The organism is Lacticaseibacillus brantae DSM 23927 (assembly GCF_001436115.1).
GTDB lineage: Bacteria > Bacillota > Bacilli > Lactobacillales > Lactobacillaceae > Lacticaseibacillus > Lacticaseibacillus brantae.
Map to the genome: position 1 here is coordinate 392,488 of NZ_AYZQ01000002.1, position 15,061 is coordinate 407,548.

The 15,061-nt window shown below is 47.9% G+C and carries 17 protein-coding genes; 7 read left to right on the forward strand and 10 right to left on the reverse strand.

Going from position 1 to position 15,061, the window contains the following annotated elements:
- Positions 1-151 precede the first annotated feature (151 nt).
- Positions 152-2,551, reverse strand: coding sequence for a YhgE/Pip domain-containing protein (locus tag FC34_RS06085; RefSeq protein WP_057894506.1), 2,400 nt, complete (start codon positions 2,549-2,551; stop codon positions 152-154).
- Between the two features lie 139 nt (positions 2,552-2,690).
- Here FC34_RS06085 and FC34_RS06090 point away from each other — a divergent pair, with 139 nt between their 5' ends.
- Entirely contained in the window at positions 2,691-3,278 is a 588-nt protein-coding gene (locus FC34_RS06090; RefSeq protein WP_057894507.1) for a TetR/AcrR family transcriptional regulator, read from the forward strand.
- A gap of 209 nt (positions 3,279-3,487) precedes the next feature.
- Here FC34_RS06090 and FC34_RS06095 read toward each other — a convergent pair whose 3' ends face one another.
- Together FC34_RS06095 and FC34_RS06100 are read right to left on the reverse strand one after the other, a co-directional pair.
- Positions 3,488-4,255 carry an alpha/beta hydrolase family protein gene (locus FC34_RS06095; RefSeq protein ID WP_057894508.1) on the reverse strand — a complete coding sequence of 256 codons (768 nt, stop codon included), beginning with the start codon at positions 4,253-4,255 and terminating at the stop codon, positions 3,488-3,490.
- A 12-nt stretch (positions 4,256-4,267) separates the two neighbouring features.
- A complete protein-coding gene (locus tag FC34_RS06100) occupies positions 4,268-5,686 on the reverse strand; it encodes an Ig-like domain-containing protein (RefSeq protein ID WP_057894509.1) in 1,419 nt (472 codons plus the stop codon).
- 107 nt (positions 5,687-5,793) lie between these two features.
- Between FC34_RS06100 and FC34_RS06105 the strand changes: the two genes are divergently transcribed.
- Positions 5,794-6,678, forward strand: coding sequence for an RluA family pseudouridine synthase (locus FC34_RS06105; RefSeq protein WP_057894510.1), 885 nt, complete (start codon positions 5,794-5,796; stop codon positions 6,676-6,678).
- On the opposite strand, the gene FC34_RS06110 is transcribed toward FC34_RS06105, so the two are convergent.
- The 4 genes from FC34_RS06110 to FC34_RS06125 all read right to left on the reverse strand — a co-directional run bounded on the left by FC34_RS06110 (position 6,644) and on the right by FC34_RS06125 (position 9,577).
- Entirely contained in the window at positions 6,644-8,038 is a 1,395-nt protein-coding gene (locus FC34_RS06110; RefSeq protein ID WP_057894511.1) for an Ig-like domain-containing protein, read from the reverse strand. The two genes, FC34_RS06105 and FC34_RS06110, sit on opposite strands and share 35 nt — an antisense overlap.
- A 198-nt stretch (positions 8,039-8,236) precedes the next feature.
- Positions 8,237-8,386 carry a 50S ribosomal protein L33 gene (gene rpmG, locus FC34_RS06115; RefSeq protein WP_054776967.1) on the reverse strand — a complete coding sequence of 50 codons (150 nt, stop codon included), beginning with the start codon at positions 8,384-8,386 and terminating at the stop codon, positions 8,237-8,239.
- 67 nt (positions 8,387-8,453) lie between these two features.
- Complete coding sequence (locus FC34_RS06120; RefSeq protein WP_057894512.1) at positions 8,454-9,020, reverse strand: hypothetical protein; 567 nt, start codon at positions 9,018-9,020, stop codon at positions 8,454-8,456.
- 11 nt (positions 9,021-9,031) lie between these two features.
- Complete coding sequence (locus FC34_RS06125; RefSeq protein ID WP_057894513.1) at positions 9,032-9,577, reverse strand: WxL domain-containing protein; 546 nt, start codon at positions 9,575-9,577, stop codon at positions 9,032-9,034.
- Between the two features lie 23 nt (positions 9,578-9,600).
- Between FC34_RS06125 and FC34_RS06130 the strand changes: the two genes are divergently transcribed.
- The 3 genes from FC34_RS06130 (at position 9,601) to FC34_RS06140 (ending at position 11,206) form a co-directional block, all read left to right on the forward strand.
- The gene (locus tag FC34_RS06130) at positions 9,601-10,101 is read left to right on the forward strand and encodes a GNAT family N-acetyltransferase (protein ID WP_057894514.1); all 501 of its coding nucleotides are present in this window, start codon (positions 9,601-9,603) and stop codon (positions 10,099-10,101) included.
- 127 nt (positions 10,102-10,228) lie between these two features.
- A complete protein-coding gene (locus FC34_RS06135) occupies positions 10,229-10,786 on the forward strand; it encodes a hypothetical protein (protein ID WP_057894515.1) in 558 nt (185 codons plus the stop codon).
- 27 nt (positions 10,787-10,813) lie between these two features.
- On the forward strand, positions 10,814-11,206 hold the full coding sequence (locus FC34_RS06140; protein WP_057894543.1) for a tautomerase family protein: 393 nt from the start codon (positions 10,814-10,816) through the stop codon (positions 11,204-11,206).
- Positions 11,207-11,250: 44 nt separating this feature from the next.
- Here the strand turns inward: FC34_RS06140 and FC34_RS06145 are convergent, their stop codons facing one another.
- The 3 genes from FC34_RS06145 to FC34_RS06155 all read right to left on the reverse strand — a co-directional run bounded on the left by FC34_RS06145 (position 11,251) and on the right by FC34_RS06155 (position 13,525).
- Positions 11,251-11,913, reverse strand: a complete 663-nt coding sequence (locus FC34_RS06145) for a VTT domain-containing protein (protein WP_057894516.1) — start codon at positions 11,911-11,913, stop codon at positions 11,251-11,253.
- A gap of 113 nt (positions 11,914-12,026) precedes the next feature.
- Positions 12,027-12,530, reverse strand: coding sequence for a phosphatidylglycerophosphatase A family protein (locus tag FC34_RS06150; protein ID WP_057894517.1), 504 nt, complete (start codon positions 12,528-12,530; stop codon positions 12,027-12,029).
- A gap of 11 nt (positions 12,531-12,541) precedes the next feature.
- Positions 12,542-13,525, reverse strand: coding sequence for an NAD(P)/FAD-dependent oxidoreductase (locus tag FC34_RS06155; protein WP_057894518.1), 984 nt, complete (start codon positions 13,523-13,525; stop codon positions 12,542-12,544).
- Between the two features lie 136 nt (positions 13,526-13,661).
- Between FC34_RS06155 and FC34_RS06160 the strand changes: the two genes are divergently transcribed.
- Positions 13,662-14,252 carry a peptidylprolyl isomerase gene (locus FC34_RS06160; RefSeq protein ID WP_057894519.1) on the forward strand — a complete coding sequence of 197 codons (591 nt, stop codon included), beginning with the start codon at positions 13,662-13,664 and terminating at the stop codon, positions 14,250-14,252.
- Positions 14,253-14,329: 77 nt separating this feature from the next.
- Complete coding sequence (locus tag FC34_RS06165; protein ID WP_057894520.1) at positions 14,330-14,698, forward strand: CvfD/Ygs/GSP13 family RNA-binding post-transcriptional regulator; 369 nt, start codon at positions 14,330-14,332, stop codon at positions 14,696-14,698.
- The last annotated feature ends 363 nt before the right edge of the window (positions 14,699-15,061 follow it).

A 15,061-nucleotide genomic window follows, 5' to 3' on the forward strand; every position in this document is an offset into this window, starting at 1 on the left:
GCCTTTTTATGCGGTAATAATATAAAAGCGGTCATGACAAAATTTAAATTTGTCATGACCGCTTTTTAATTTCTAAACAAAATCTGTTACAAAAGACTGAGAAACCCTGTTAATCCTCATTCTCCACCTGTTTTGTGTCACACCTTTTCTGTTAGGCCGGCAGCTTGTGATCAAACGCGGCGACTGCCACGGGATCAGTGAAGTCAACATCATTCATTTTGTTTAATAAGCGTTGATAATGGAGTACTTCGAGCAGGGAGAAGACCAGGAAGAATCCCAGTAAGACGGCGACAGACCCCCAAGCGGAGTTGCCAATCATCATCGTTTGCCGGAACCCTTCAACTGTGTAAGACAAAGGCAGGTAAGGGTGAATGGCCTGGAAGAATCCGTTGCTCAAAATAATCGGATAGGTCCCACCAGATCCGCCGAGTTGTAAGACCAGCAGAATCATGGCAAAGAAGGAACCGGCACGGCCCAATACGAGGTTGAGCCAGGTGACAATCGACATAAAGGTGACCGCTGTCAGGACAGCCAAGCCCCAAGTGCCTAAGAGATTAATTGGCGCAAAGCCATCGACCAGCTTCAAAGCGAAGACGGCGATGGTCGCCGCTAAAGCTGCAACCCCATCCATGATCAGCGTCTTGCCAATGAACCAGCCAAAGCCATTCTTTGGCCGCTTGTGTGGCGTGAAACTGTCGTACATCAAGTTAACGGCCAAGGAACAAACGAAGAGTGACACACCTAACATGTACGGCGCCATCCCGGTCCCATTATTAGGCACTTTGTCTTGTTCGACACTCTTGAGGGCGATGGGAGAGGCAAAAGCCTTGGATTGTTTGCTGGTGTAATGCAAGCTTGGCAAGCTCGTGCCATTGAGCTTGTTGGCGAGGGTCTGATTGCCACTGGCAACCTGAGCCGTGCCTGAGGTTAAGCTTTGAGTGCCATCGGCTAATTGTTGACTACCAGTTGTGGCAGTGGCAAGGCCAGATTGCAGTTGGCTGGCGCCGTCGCTGAGTTGGCCACCTTTATTGACAATCGTGGAAAGACCAGTGTTGAGACTGTTGGCCCCAGTGGCTAATTGGTTCACCCCACTCGTCAAAGTCGAGACTTGTGGCAGCGCGCTGCTAATCCCACTGGCCAATTGGTTTGCCCCTTGGGTTAATTGCGAGGCAGCGCCATTCAAGGCCGCAGTGCCTGATTGTAGGCTTTGACTCCCTTCGGCCAATTTAGCGGAATTAGTCGCTAAACTTTGGTTGGCAGCCGTTAACTGGTTGGCGCCATTGGTTAGTGCCGTGAGCGCACTGGCGAGTTCAGGATTCTGGGCTTGGCTCAGGCCTTGCTGTAACTGAGTCAAAAGCGGGGCAATCGCAGCCAGTTGTTGCTTTTGGGTTTTGGCCAACTGCGTTTGGGTGGTTGCTTCCAAGCTGCTGAGTTGGTCAGCCGTCAAACCAAGTTCTTTGCCCTTGGCATCTAAGGCAGCAATGACATTTTGATCAGCGGTGGAATCAGATAAACCAGCCACGGCCGTTTGGAGTTGCTGGATGACGTTTTGCAACTGGGTGTTGCTGCCACTTTGTTTGAGTTGGTTGGCAAAAGTGGTGAGTTGTTGACTAAAGACAGCGCTTTGTTGGGCCAATTGATTGGAACCTTGGCTGAGAGATTGCAGGCCGGTATTTAATGTGGTGGCGCCTTGATAGACTTGTTGGCTCCCGGATGCGCTTTGATTTAAGCCAGCCGATAAGCTTTGACTCCCGGATTGCAATTGACCGAGCCCGTTTGAAAGGGCAGGGAGCTTAGCATTTACTGTATTGAGGCCGCTGGCCACTTGTTGGCTGCCCGCTTGGGCTTGAACAACCGCAGCGACATAGGCGCCAATGCCAGTTGATAAGGTCTTGCTGCCATTTTCCAGGGTTAAACTGCCGTCGGCGAGTTTATTCAAATTTGTAGTCAATGTTTGCGCGCCGGTATCGACTTGCTTGGCGCCAGCAGCCAGTTTAGTGGTGGCTTGGCCGGCGGTAGTCATCCCATTTTCGAGCTTAGTAACGGCTTCGACTAAGACTTGACTATACTGGCTAGCGATTTGGCCATTGAGTTTTGACTGGATACTAGTGCCAGCGCCAGAGGCAATTTTACCGGCGATGAAGCTTTGGCCAGACGAGATTTTCATGCTCAGCTGCATCTGTTTCGGATTCTTGTCGAGCAGTGTCGTCGCATTTTTGGAGAAGTTAGCTGGAATCGTGTAAACAGCATAGTACTTGCCAGATTTCAAGCCATCAGCGGCTTTCTTGGCGTCGACGGCTTTGAAATCGAGGGACTTGCTGTTGACAAGATTTGTCTCGAGCTTATCGCCTAGCGTTAACGTCTGGCCATTCATGCTCGCCGGCTGGTCATGGTTCACGATTGCCACGGGTAATTGATCGACACGACCGTAGGGGTCCCACATCGAACTCAGAAAGGTAACCGCGTAAATGGCGGGGATCAAACTGATAATGAAGAGGATGGCAATCATGAATTTGTTTCGGAGTAAATCGTGCCATTCAATCTTGAGCATGCAATATCAACTTCCTTTAATTAATTGGATACTCACCAATTTAGCAGCATTTTGTTTTGGGGCAACCCACCTTGACCCACTGTGTTGCTTATGCCACACTTGAGGCAAAAGTGGGTATTATTTTCAGGAGGTGACTGTTGTGGCAACTGATAAACGGGCCCAACGGACTGAAGCAGCAATCAAAACTGCGTATGAAAGTTTGTTGCAAGCAAGCGATGGCAAACGGATTCGCGTGTCCGATTTAACCGCAAAAGCTGGGATTAACCGCAAAACCTTCTACTTACACTACGATACGATTGAAGACTTGGAAGAAAGCTACGTCGAAGATATTTCCGCTGACTTGGAGAACCGATTGCGCTCACACTCGCTTGAAGAATACACCCATCAACGCGGCTTAATGCTTGAAGTGCTAGCCGATTTCTTCGATTCCAATCGGGATTTCTATACGTTCGCTATTTTGAAAGACGGTAATGGCAGCTCCATTTCCAATCGAGTGGAGACTCGATTGGTCCAGCATTATGGCGAAGTCATGCAAACGGTTTATCCTCTCGATCAAGACCAAGCTATCCTGCTGGCTAGTTTTATTTTGGGGACAATGTTGAATGGTCTCCGGCTTCAAATGTCCGGGGTGACAAATTTCTCTAGGTCTGAGCTTCGCGGCTTGATTACCCGGTTGATTCCGACCGGCTTAAGTAGTTTTGGTTTGGGCCTACATTTTGAAGACTAAAAAAACGCCGCCCAAGAAGGCGGCGTTTTAAAATACAGCGTTAGCAACCACAGCGTCACTAACTCGAGCATCTTGAAGGTTAAACGTGTGTTTAAAGTCTTTGGTTTTAATGGTGCCAGTGGTCAATTCATGGATGCAGGTCTGCAAAGTCACTGCGAAAGAACATCAGCCATGTAATGAATGCTTTTGTTAAGCCGGGAGCTGGTATCTTAGTTTAGTGTTTGATTGAAGAAGGCGAGTGTTGAGGCCAACGCGAAGTCAGTATAGTCTCGAGCGTGGCCAATCCCTGGTACAACATGCAGCGTCACATCGCGATTCGATTGTGCTGCGGCTTCGACAAAAGCCAGGGGTCCACTTAAAGGTGTCAGCTCATCAGCAGAATTAAACAGTAACGTTGGGCCAAGCTTGTCGGTCATCAGATTAACCGGATTGACCGTCGATAACGCCTCAGGTGTGGGATCCCCAAGATAATTCTGAATGAAGTATTTATAGAAAGAATCATTAATCGCATGACGATCAGTTAGCCCCAGTTCTTTGGCGGCATCTAAAGCAGGTTCCACGTCCTGATGGGCATCAAACCAGCGCTCAAAGTCAAGGATTCCCGACCAGGATACTGCTGGCAGACTAGTGGTTAAGCTGTTCGTCAGCACCATTGTGCCGCCAACACTAGCACCCAGTAAACCCAAGCGGTTGCGATCAAAATTGAGTGGACTGGCGACTAGCCAAGCCACGAATTGATCCAAATCAGTCTGAGCGGCTGGGAAAAGTGCTGCCGGTGCTAGGCGATAGTTAGGAATCGCCACGAGATAACCTTGATCGCTAAAGTACTGGCCGATATCGGTTTCATTGGCTTTATCACCACGCAACCAGCCACCACCGTGGACAAAGACAATAGCCGCACCATTTGGCTCTGCGGGTGTATAAATATCGGCATCTAAATTATTGGCTTGATCAAAGACAATTGTTGTTTGTTCCATTGAGAATCCCCCTTATTCAGACTCGCTTTTAACTGTAGCGACTTTCTGGGTTGGCTGCAAGTTTTCAGCCGGGGGAGTGAGGGTGAGGAGCCATTTAATTTTGGCCTGGTAGTCACCCGCGGTCGCGTAGGGGTTACGTTTGATGGCTAATCCAGATCCGGTTAACAGCGTGCTGAATGTCTCGCCGCGGGGGCGTTGAACTATTGAAACAGCATCGCCACCGGCAGATAATTCGACTTGACTGGGGCCTAAGTTCAGATTGAGAGTTGCCTCCAGCTTGGTGGCCTTTGTTTCTAGTGAGGACAACTGGGCGGATAACTGCCAGCTCCCAGCCCCGTGACCACGGTCCGTGATTGCCAATGGCGCTGTGGCTGTGACAGGCAGTTGGGCCGATTGGGAAACGACGGCGGCCAAGTTGATTGGTTCAGTTGTGATCTCCGGCACTGAATTGAGGCTAGGTCCAGGATCAGGGCGTGGGGCAGTCAATGACAGCGTAGCAACGTTGGACCAGCCATGTTCCGCACCTGAGAAGCGCTCATTTGGAATGAGTTCCACTTGGAAGCGACGATTCTGGTCGGGATTGGTGCTTAAATCTGGTGCGGGATTCGTGGTAAACTGATAACGCGCATGTGTCGCGCCTGGAATAGCTTTTTTGTTGCCAGTTTGGTCGACGGCGTACCATTGAAAACTATAATCTGCTGAGTCATGCAATCCATTCAACTCAAAAGTGACAGGATCACCAGCGGCAACTGTTTGGTCTTTGACTCCGCCCACGAGAAGTTGCGTGCTGGCTGACAATTTGCCAGCCGTCGCAGTAATGGTCACGAGGCCCGTTTTATTGGGTTGGCTGGTAATAATTCCGGTTGCAGAGTCAATTGTGACAATCCCCGCCGGCGCCACTGACCACGTCACCCTGGCCGTCGCATTGGCTGGCTCAAAAGCGACATCAGCCCGGGTTGATTCACCAGGTAAAATCGTGTCGTGCGCCAGTTTCAAACTCATCGCAGTGGGTGGGATGATGCTAGGCGTGACGATGATTGAAAAGCCCTGGGAATAATAAGTTCCTTTCATAACATTCTCCCAATCCGCCTGAATTTGAAAATTATAGGTTCCCGCGACTTGAGGTGTCATGGTGAAGCTTGCGGTATCGAATTTGGTATATTTCCGCGACAAGATACTTTGCCAACCACTCCCCTGTTGCTGCCAAAGGGTATAAGTGACGCTCTTTTTGATGATGAGGGCACCTGGCCAACTATTAAACGTGATAGTTGCGCCTTGACCCAAGAGGATCGTTTGACTCTGCGGTTCGGCATTAAAGCCACCGCCAAAAAAATCGTTCCCTGACGGCACTTGGTAGGTGGGGGCGGCGGAAACTGTGGTGGCAGGGAGAAATCCCAACCAAATAGTGAGCAATAATAAGAATCGTCGCATTGATGGCAAGCTCCTTTCGTTGTCTTGTAGTCTACGGGGCGGATTTAGTAATAGTCAATCTTAAATAAATTTATGAAAATTCAGTATTATTACAATAAGGAGATGCCATGCTTTTCTCGTTTGAATATGTCGTTCCAGCTGCAACCACAGTTAAAAAGTTTTTGGCGATGCAAGGTGTCAGTCACCGGTTGTTTGCTAAAGTCACGTCTGCGCGGCTCATTTGGCGCAATGGTGAACCAGTTAGGAATGCCCCACTAAAGGCAGGGGATAGAATCAAATTCAGTTTGCCTGCAGAAAGTGGTCTGAAACCGAGCCACAAAGCGTTAGCTGTGGTGTTTGAAGATGATAATTGGCTCGTCATTAACAAGCCGGCAGGACTTACCAGTGTTCCGGGTCCAAGTTCACCGGATGACAGTGTGGTGAACCGGGCCGCAGGCTACTTGGTGACTCAAGGTTATGATGGTCCCCAGCCGGCGGCAATTACGCGGTTGGATCGAGATACCGTTGGGCTGGTCTTAGTGGCTAAACACAGCTTTGCTCAAGGCCGGCTTGATCAACTCGGCGTCAACCAGACGATTGATAAGCGCTATCGAGCGGTGATTAGCGGCCACTTGACCCAGCAATCAGGGATCATCGACTTGCCTTTAGGGTTGGCGGTCGACGGTGTTCACCGGGAAGTTCAATTGCAAGGCCAGCAGGCCCAAACACAGTATCGCGTCATTGCAGAGAATTCGGAGTTTTCATTGCTGGAAATTAAATTACTGACCGGCAGGACCCACCAGATTCGGGCCCATTTCGCCCATCTTGGTCATCCGCTGGTGGGCGATACGCTGTATGGTGGCGAGACAACTGTGTTGACTACACAGGCACTCCAAGCTTATTACCTCAGTTTTACGGATCCTTTTAGTGGAATGACTCGTGAGTTTGACTTACCCTTGCCCGATGAATTTCGTCAGTTTATGTCGGAGGGACCAGGTTCAATGTCCAAGTAATGCTACCCTGATATTGCCCAAGTCGGGCTTCAGGGCTTTTTTTAATCCTAAAGAACGCACTCAAAGCTTCACGTGGCACGTCCCACGATGTGCCGCGCTTTTGAGTGGCAATTTGCGTTTGGACGTCTGGCTGCAGCGTGATTGGTGAGGCCAAGTTTAAAGTGAGGACCGCATCTAGTCGCTGGCTGCCAAGCATTAGGTGTCCAATCGTGGCAGTCAAATACCAATTCCCCGGACCGCTCCCAATATCGATAACTGATATCCCACTATTGGGAGTGGCATTCGCCCGACTGTCCAAAGTTTGGACAGTCTCAAGTGAGACGCTGGCAGAGAAATTAGGGGCACTTTGTAGCCAAGGCACGGGACCGGTAGCCGGATTCACTAAATGGAGTGTGGCGATTCGCGTCAGGAGGGTTTCTTCGGTATTGCTGAAGATGATTTGAGCTCTGAAACGGCGATTATTGTCGGGATTGGTTGTTAAATCAGGATTCGAGCTGGTTTTAATTTGTAGTGTTGGTCCGGTCACCCCAGGTATTAGTTTTTGCGCACCATTTGGCCCAATCTCATACCATTGATAGGTATATTGCCCGATTGGGCGGGCCGAGACACTAAAAGTTGCAGTTTGACCAGGATTGACGGTTTGATTACTGAGACCGCCGATGTCTAAAAGTTTCGAATCGCTCAAACCGTTCGCCGTTGCGGTGACTGTTGCCACGCCGGTCTTATCTGGATAGGTCGTGATCGCCCCTGTGTTGGGGTCAATGGTAGCCAAATCAGCGGGCTTAATCGACCAAGTAATTTGGCTTGTTGAACCCGCTGGCTCTAAATGCGCTTCGGCTTGGGTTGTCATCCCGGGGAGCAATGACTCTCGGGGGAGCGACACACTCACTTTGGTTGCTGGGAGTGGTTTGGCAATGACGTGAATGACAATCACGCGGGAGAAGTAATCTGACCAGCGAATGCCGAGCAGTTTCCCGAACATCTCGGCCTCAAGCTGGAGGTAATACGTGCCTGGTGGCATCGGTCCAAAGGTATATTTCGTTGTGCCCGGGAAGTCTTGCTGGTCATCGATTTTGACGGGGAGCCATGAGTTATTGGCGCTCAAATAACGATACCAGGTATAACGGGTGGCTTTGAGTGATGTGGCATAAATAAAAGCGAAATCTGCCTTGGCGGAAAGTTCCTTAGTTTGATCACTGAGAATGGTGATTTCAGTTTCAGGTTCATTCGAGAACCCGCCGCCTAAAAAACTATAGCCAGACGGCAGTCCTAATCGGGGCGTGTCAGCAGCTTGCAAGGTTGTCGGCAGCGAGAAGACTAAAATGAAGACCAGCAGCAACAACAACAGTCGTTTTCGCATAAAAATCTTCCTTTCTCGAATTGAACCCATTATGGCAAGCCCCTCATTTATACGCAAATATAATTTTAGTTGTTATCCGATAATAAGAAGCCTTAATATAAAAGGAAAATAAGATTTAAATTGATGGTTACTACGAGATATGATTTTTTGCACAAAAAAAGTCCGCGGACAATGTCCACGGACGGGGTAAAACGCTGATTACTTAACTTCTGTAAAGACAACGCGCTTACGCAACTTTGGAGAATACTTCTTCAAAGATAAACGATCTGGCGTGTTACGCTTGTTCTTGGAAGTTAGGTAAATCCGTTCACCGGTTTCAGCGTTGGCGAGAATAATATGATCACGCATACTGATGCACCTCACTTAGTTTAAATTAACTTAATAAGCATACCGAAATTCCAGGAAAAGTCAAGATTTATCGGGGAAACTCAACCACCGGGTGGAGTTGATGGGCGGTAGCAATCTTGTTAATCCCATTGGGATCACTAGCAGCAATCCCTTTCAAATCAATAGTGTCAGCTTCACCGGTCTCGGCTTGAACAATCCGGAAGAGCGCTGCTGCTGGATAGGCAAGCACTTCTTGATCAGTGACCAGAAATTGCGTCTCTTGGGTTAAGAATGGGACATCTTGCAGGACTGACAGCAAGTCTTGATTAGCCTCAATGAATAGATTCAGGTTGGCCCAACTATCGACAACATTAATTGCCGGACGGTCGGGATCAAGAAAACTGGCAAAACTGTGAAGATCTTGCTCCCACTGGCGGACCGCACTTTCAGCGAAGGTCACCTGATCTAATTGTTGGTTCAACAAGGTGCTGACACTTTCAGACCGCACACCGTCGGACATCGCCGTCATGCGCGTCACCAAGTCGGTCAGGCACTGGAATGCCTTTTTACTTGCAGTGAGAAAGGCGATGACGTCTTGACCATCGGCATCGTCGAAAGCAGTTTTGAATGATTCATCAATAATTTCGTTAGCCATGAGAAAACTCCTTAATCTTCTTTTGTTACTTCTAATATAGAATAGTTTTGCTCTGGCGTCAGGTTTTTCGCATCTGGATGGGGAATCATCTTGAGTTGCCAGGTCATGCGAGCAGTGTAAATACCAGCTGTAGCCCACACGTTTTGGCTTAGCTGAAGCTGGGTCTGGGCCGTGAGGCGGGTTGTCTTAGCACCGACCCCTGACCAAAGATCAATAGGTGTTTGGGGGCTGAGTGAGGCCGAGAACTCGGGGCCACTTAAAGTGAGTTGTGCATCCGTTAGGGGCTGCCCGCTGCTATCTTGTACCTGTGAAAATGCAACTGCTAAAGTCCAGCTCGTGTCGGGTGCTGCTTGCACCTGGAGTGTTTCCGGCTTGGCCAGCGGGAGATTGACTGTTTGATGGATCAGTGTGGCCAAGTCGATCTGGCCAAAATCCAGTGATGGAAAGTCAGAAGCAACTGGTGCATTGGCATCGGGAACGGTAAACTCAATCGTAAATGATTCGCGAATTGCCTCGGCGTGAACCACCTGGGGCATGTAGGGCCATAGAAACCACATAATAACCTCCTAGAAGGGAATCAATGATGACTTTAATTCGACATTTTCAACCAGAAGACTTTGATCAGTTTGCAGCGATTGTCAGAAATCCACGTGTGGCGACGCCTGCCGGCTTGGGTCCACTCAATGATTCAGAAATTATCAGTCAATTTCAAACCGCTTTGCGATATCCGGAAATTTGGGCGGTGATTGTTAATGATCAAGTTGTTGGGCAATTTGGCGCCTATGATCGGGGCGTCGATCCCAGCCAACCAGATGCCACCTCTCGCGAAATTGGTTTCTTTTTGGCTGAAGCTTATTGGGGCCAAGGCATCATGGGCCAAGCGCTTGAGTTGGGGTTAACACAACTACAACAACGCGAAGTCGTGGACGTTTGGGCCGGGGTGTTCCCAGATAATACGCGGTCACAACAATTGCTGTTGGCACATCAATTCGACTTTCAATTTGAAGTGCCATTACCGGCTGGCTTGACTCAGAATTCAGCGTCTGCAGAATGGTATTTCCGCCGGCCACTTGGTCAATGAAAAATAAAAAATAGTGATATTTTTAAAGATGAGAATAATTGCTTTCTTTTCAAATTTTGCCGTTTACACAAGCGTAAAACTCGTTTAATGGTATAATGAAATCAATTAACAGTTGGAGGGTTTCAAAATGACTTCGCAGACCGAATACAGTGAGATTTACGCTAAACGGTTAGCAGCGATTGAAAAAGATCCTGCGTACACCGTCCTGTCCAGTATGAATCAGCCAATGTCTGAGACGCCGGAAACGGTCACCCAGTATATTGTCTATACTGATTTTAAATTTGACCAGCAACAACAAAAAACCAACTCAATCTATGTCTATACACCTTTTGCCAATGTCGATAAATACGGGCATTCAAAGGCTGACTATCAAGCACAACTTCTTTTTGAAACCAACAAGTGGAACAATCACATGCACATTACGGTCTTAGAAACCCTCGGCTCCGAAAGCCGGTTGGCCTTTTATGACTTCCAGAATTTGGGCCTGGCTCAATTGGCGCTTAAAGCCTTGATTAACTTGGCTAACCGCTCTGAAATCGAATTGATCAAGGGTAACTTGAGTTCCTTTGATAAAGAAAATTTCGCCAAATTGCAGCATATTTTTAACAAATTCGACTTTGAAGTTGAAGTTTCTGATGAACAACAAGGCATTGGCCGGATTCAACGGACTCTTCATCACGATTAGTGTTTAAGAAAGGCGGTCATGGCTGTCATGCCATTATTACATTTTCACCTGGTCGAGAACGCTTGGACTTCAGCTGAAATTCAAACGCTGCTCGATATTGCTTATGACACCACGTTAACTGCGTTTGGTGCGCCTCAAGGTGATCGTTACCAGATTGTGTCAAAACATCCTGCAAATGAGTTAATCTTAGGCGATACCGGACTGGGATTCACTCGGTCGAACCGCCGGGTGGTTCTGAGCATTCGGACCAGACCGCGGACAGCCGCACAGAAGCGCCAGTTCTATCAACTACTTAGTGATCGCTATGCCGAGGCCCTTAAGTTAGACCGGCAAGATTTAATGATTAATTTGGTCACTAATACCGACGAAGACTGGAGTTTCCATGCTGGGCACGCCGAATTTCTTGACGGTGAATTATAAAAAAGCCTCGACCATTAGGGTCAAGGCTCAGTTACCTCTGAGAACTAATCTGTCTCAGGGGTATTTTTATGCGATTTTTTGCGGTTGATAATGGTCGTCACTACAATCGGAACCAGGGAGATGAGGACAATGGCAATCACAACAAAGGAGAAATGTGATTTAACAAAAGGCTGATTGCCAAAGAAGAATCCTGTCACGCAACACAGGGTGACCCAGAGGAAGCCCCCTAAGAAGTTGTAATGAATGAATTTGCCGTAGTGCATGTTGCTACCACCAGAGACAAACGGTGCAAACGTGCGGATGAAGGGGATGAATCGCGCAATGGCGATGGTTTTCCCACCGTGCTTATTGAAGAAAGCCTCAGCTTGACCTAAGCGTTCGCGATTGATTAAGCGCCCAAAGCGGCCACTGTTAGAAGCGGCCAGACCCAAGCGCTTCCCAATTTCATAGTTCAAGCTGTCACCCAAGACAGCGGCAGCAAGGAAAACAATGAAGAGCACCCAGATGTTCAAATGATAAACCGCGTTGGCAGCCAAGGCGCTGGCAGCAAACAATAATGAATCCCCAGGCAAGAATGGGAAGATAACGACTCCGGTTTCAATGAAAATCATGAGGAAGAGAATTAAGTAAGTCCAGCCACCAAAGTTGTTGACGATAGTGACCAGGTGGGTATCAATGTGCAAGATAAAATCAATTAGTTGCGTCATAGTGTGGTGCTCAAAAGCGGGCTTTTGAGGCTTCCTTTCTGAAAAGTCTACGGCCTAAAGTATACAAGGAAAGCCGTCGAGATGCGACGGCTTTTGATTGGTTTATCAAAATCTCAATAGATGTCATCTTCGATTTCGGGATGGGAGTGAGCCAAACGGCTGGCGGCTGCAGCAGCAATCGCCCCAACAATATCGTCTAAGAAGGTATGAATAATGCCGGGCTCATGAGCATTGAGTTTGGCCAAAATCCCGGGCTTTACCCGATCAATATACCCGTAGTTGGTAAACCCAATTGAACCGTAGACGTTAACAATCGAAAAGGCGAGTACTTCATCGACCCCATACAGGCCTTCATCGACTTCGATGATTTCTTGTAAAGGTGATTCAAGTTGATGCTTTTCGGCCGCCTTGTCTAAGGCGATGCCAGTCATCACGGCATTCTGGACTTCCCGCTTACGCAAAACAATTTCGACGTTTTTCGTGGCTTCTTCTATTGTTAATGTCGGAATGAACTTGGATTGCAGAAACATGACGAGCTCTCCAATTGCGGGTAAGGCCACGCCGCGTTCTTGCAACAGGTCAATGGTATGTTGATACAACTTGTCCTCGTGACTCATTCTTTCTCCTCCTAGTGATAAAGTTGCGAACTGTGTAATGCGGCCCGCCGATCAGGATACAAATAACTGAGCGCATCATTCACTGCTGTTGGCGCTTCGCCAAAACCACTGGCAATGAGTTGTAATTTCCCGGGGTAATTGACTGCGTCACCAATGGCGTAGATACCAGCGCGACTGGTTTGCATCTGCGAATCAACGGCGATTAAATTACGGTCTAACGTCAAGTCCCATTGCTTCAGTTGTTTGTTGTCACTCATGAAGCCATAATTGACAAGCAATTTATCCACAGTCAATTCCACATTGGCATCGCCGCGGACCTCTTTAAGGTTCAACGTGACCAGAGGCCCTTCTGGTTGGATGGCATTAATGAGAAACGGGGTGTGTTGGACCACTGTGCTGGCATTCAAAGTCGCCACGCTAGACTCCAAGGCCCGAAATTCGTTGCGGCGATGAATTAAGTGAACTGATTTGGCAATTGGGGCTAAAGTCAATGCCCAATCAATCGCGGAATCTCCGCCACCCGCGATGGCAACATCTAAGTCCCGATAGTTCTCGAGGTCGCGAACAAAATAGTTGACCTGGTGACCATCCATACGCTCATCATAGTCGACAGCCAGTTTACGTGGCAGAAAGGCGCCCCCGCCAGTCGCAATAATGACAGTTTTGGTGAGAAAATCACCCTGATCACTCGTCAGGCGATAACCGCCCTCGACTGTTTCGATTTGGGTCACCGTGGTGGCGGTCTGAATCGTCGGCTCAAAGTGCGCACTCTGTTCGATTAATTTGGCCGTCAACTCGGTCCCGTTGATGGCCGGGTAGCCGGCAATATCATAGAGCACTTTAGCAGGGTACAGGTTGAAGGGCTGACCACCCAATTCACTCAAACTTTCTATTAATAAGACATCGGCTGAGCGTAGACCAGCATAGAAGGCAGCAAACATGCCGACTGGGCCTCCACCGATGACGGTAATTTCATACATGTGCGTCGAATCCATTTGGTTATTCCTCTTTTTCGTAAAGTAACAGCACTACACTAACACATTTTAGAGAGGCGACCAATAGACGTAGCATTTTATAGAAAAAACGCGTATCATATCCACACATAATGCGTTCCACGAAAGGAAGATTCCAATGAGCTTACCACAACTTGATTTAAAGGATTATGCAGGACCAATCGCCACAATCACGACTTCTTTAGGTACGATTAAAGTGGCTTTGTTTCCAAAACAAGCGCCAAAAACAGTTGAGAACTTCATTGGTTTGATTAAGAAGGGCTACTACGATGGGCAAGTTTTCCACCGGATTATTCCTGACTTCATGATCCAAGGCGGCGATCCAACTGGTACCGGGATGGGCGGCGAAAGTATTTGGGGTGAAAGCTTCGAAGATGAATTCTCGCCTGAACTGTTCAACATTCGGGGGGCATTATCAATGGCTAACGCCGGTCCTAACACAAATGGCAGCCAGTTCTTTATCGTGTCTAATGAACATATTCGCCAAGACATGCTAGATCAAATGCCAGATGCGGGCTATCCACAAGAGATTATTGATGCCTATCAAAATGGTGGTACACCATGGTTAGACCAACGTCATACCGTATTTGGCCAGGTCATCAGCGGGATGAACGTTTTGGATGCGATTAGCCAGGTGAAAACCGATGGCGCTGATAAGCCTGTGGAATCTGTCTTGGTAGAATCCATTACGGTTGAAAACGCCGACTAAGCTGTGTAAGAAAAGTTGGTACTTCATTTAAAGTACGGTATACTATTTGCTGTAAACTAATGAAATGAAGTGGCGGCATGGAATATCGAATCGGTGATGTGATTACCGGTAAGGTTACCGGTATTCAACCCTATGGTGTCTTTGTGCTTCTTGATGACAAGACGCAAGGGCTGATCCACATTTCAGAATGCCAACACGGGTTTGTTAAAGATATCAGTCACCTGTTTAAGGTGGGGCAAGTGCTGCGGGTTATGATTTTGGATATTGATGAGTACACGCAGAAAATCAGTCTTTCGCTGCGCGCTTTAGATACGAGTATTGAGTTGTCGTCCAAACGGACTCGCAAGCATTATTGGACCAATCGGAAAGTGCAACAAGGCTTTGCCCCGATTGCTGAAGCCTTGCTAGGATGGGTCTCCAATTATTTAGACGACCTTGAGGCGTGAGAAAGCACCCAGCATTGGGTGCTTTTTTCTTTTTCCGAATGGCAGAACTGAATTTTAGGTCAAAGTTCGGCTTTTGATTCATGAATATTCATACTATTGGGACTTTTCGCGTGCTTTTTCGGAAACTGAAAATTTCGATGCAGCCCACAGAAACCTGTTGACGTTGGTCAATTCAGCTGGTAAGATAGCTATTGTTGTTAAGGCAATCGCGTCGGACATTTAAAAACTGTTTGACATCGACTAGCTGAGTTGGTAAACTCATTGAGTTGCCAATTTATGGGAATGTATTGAGGATGAATATTTATTCATTAAATGAAATTCCTTGTTGACAATAGCTTGCCAAATTGATAAGCTGTTATAGTT

Bases quoted from the DNA above. Each gene is read 5' to 3' on its own strand.
- FC34_RS06145 (WP_057894516.1), bottom strand. From the start codon at position 11,913: ATGACGCAACTAATTGATTTTATCTTGCACATTGATACCCACCTGGTC.
- FC34_RS06125 (WP_057894513.1), bottom strand. From the start codon at position 9,577: ATGTGGTTTCTATGGCCCTACATGCCCCAGGTGGTTCACGCCGAGGCA.
- FC34_RS06085 (WP_057894506.1), bottom strand. From the start codon at position 2,551: ATGCTCAAGATTGAATGGCACGATTTACTCCGAAACAAATTCATGATT.
- FC34_RS06100 (WP_057894509.1), bottom strand. From the start codon at position 5,686: ATGCGACGATTCTTATTATTGCTCACTATTTGGTTGGGATTTCTCCCT.
- FC34_RS06110 (WP_057894511.1), bottom strand. From the start codon at position 8,038: ATGCGAAAACGACTGTTGTTGTTGCTGCTGGTCTTCATTTTAGTCTTC.
- FC34_RS06160 (WP_057894519.1), top strand. From the start codon at position 13,662: ATGAGCTTACCACAACTTGATTTAAAGGATTATGCAGGACCAATCGCC.
- FC34_RS06105 (WP_057894510.1), top strand. From the start codon at position 5,794: ATGCTTTTCTCGTTTGAATATGTCGTTCCAGCTGCAACCACAGTTAAA.
- FC34_RS06155 (WP_057894518.1), bottom strand. From the start codon at position 13,525: ATGGATTCGACGCACATGTATGAAATTACCGTCATCGGTGGAGGCCCA.
- FC34_RS06165 (WP_057894520.1), top strand. From the start codon at position 14,330: ATGGAATATCGAATCGGTGATGTGATTACCGGTAAGGTTACCGGTATT.
- FC34_RS06135 (WP_057894515.1), top strand. From the start codon at position 10,229: ATGACTTCGCAGACCGAATACAGTGAGATTTACGCTAAACGGTTAGCA.
- FC34_RS06150 (WP_057894517.1), bottom strand. From the start codon at position 12,530: ATGAGTCACGAGGACAAGTTGTATCAACATACCATTGACCTGTTGCAA.
- rpmG (WP_054776967.1), bottom strand. From the start codon at position 8,386: ATGCGTGATCATATTATTCTCGCCAACGCTGAAACCGGTGAACGGATT.
- FC34_RS06140 (WP_057894543.1), top strand. From the start codon at position 10,814: ATGCCATTATTACATTTTCACCTGGTCGAGAACGCTTGGACTTCAGCT.
- FC34_RS06130 (WP_057894514.1), top strand. From the start codon at position 9,601: ATGATGACTTTAATTCGACATTTTCAACCAGAAGACTTTGATCAGTTT.
- FC34_RS06120 (WP_057894512.1), bottom strand. From the start codon at position 9,020: ATGGCTAACGAAATTATTGATGAATCATTCAAAACTGCTTTCGACGAT.
- FC34_RS06095 (WP_057894508.1), bottom strand. From the start codon at position 4,255: ATGGAACAAACAACAATTGTCTTTGATCAAGCCAATAATTTAGATGCC.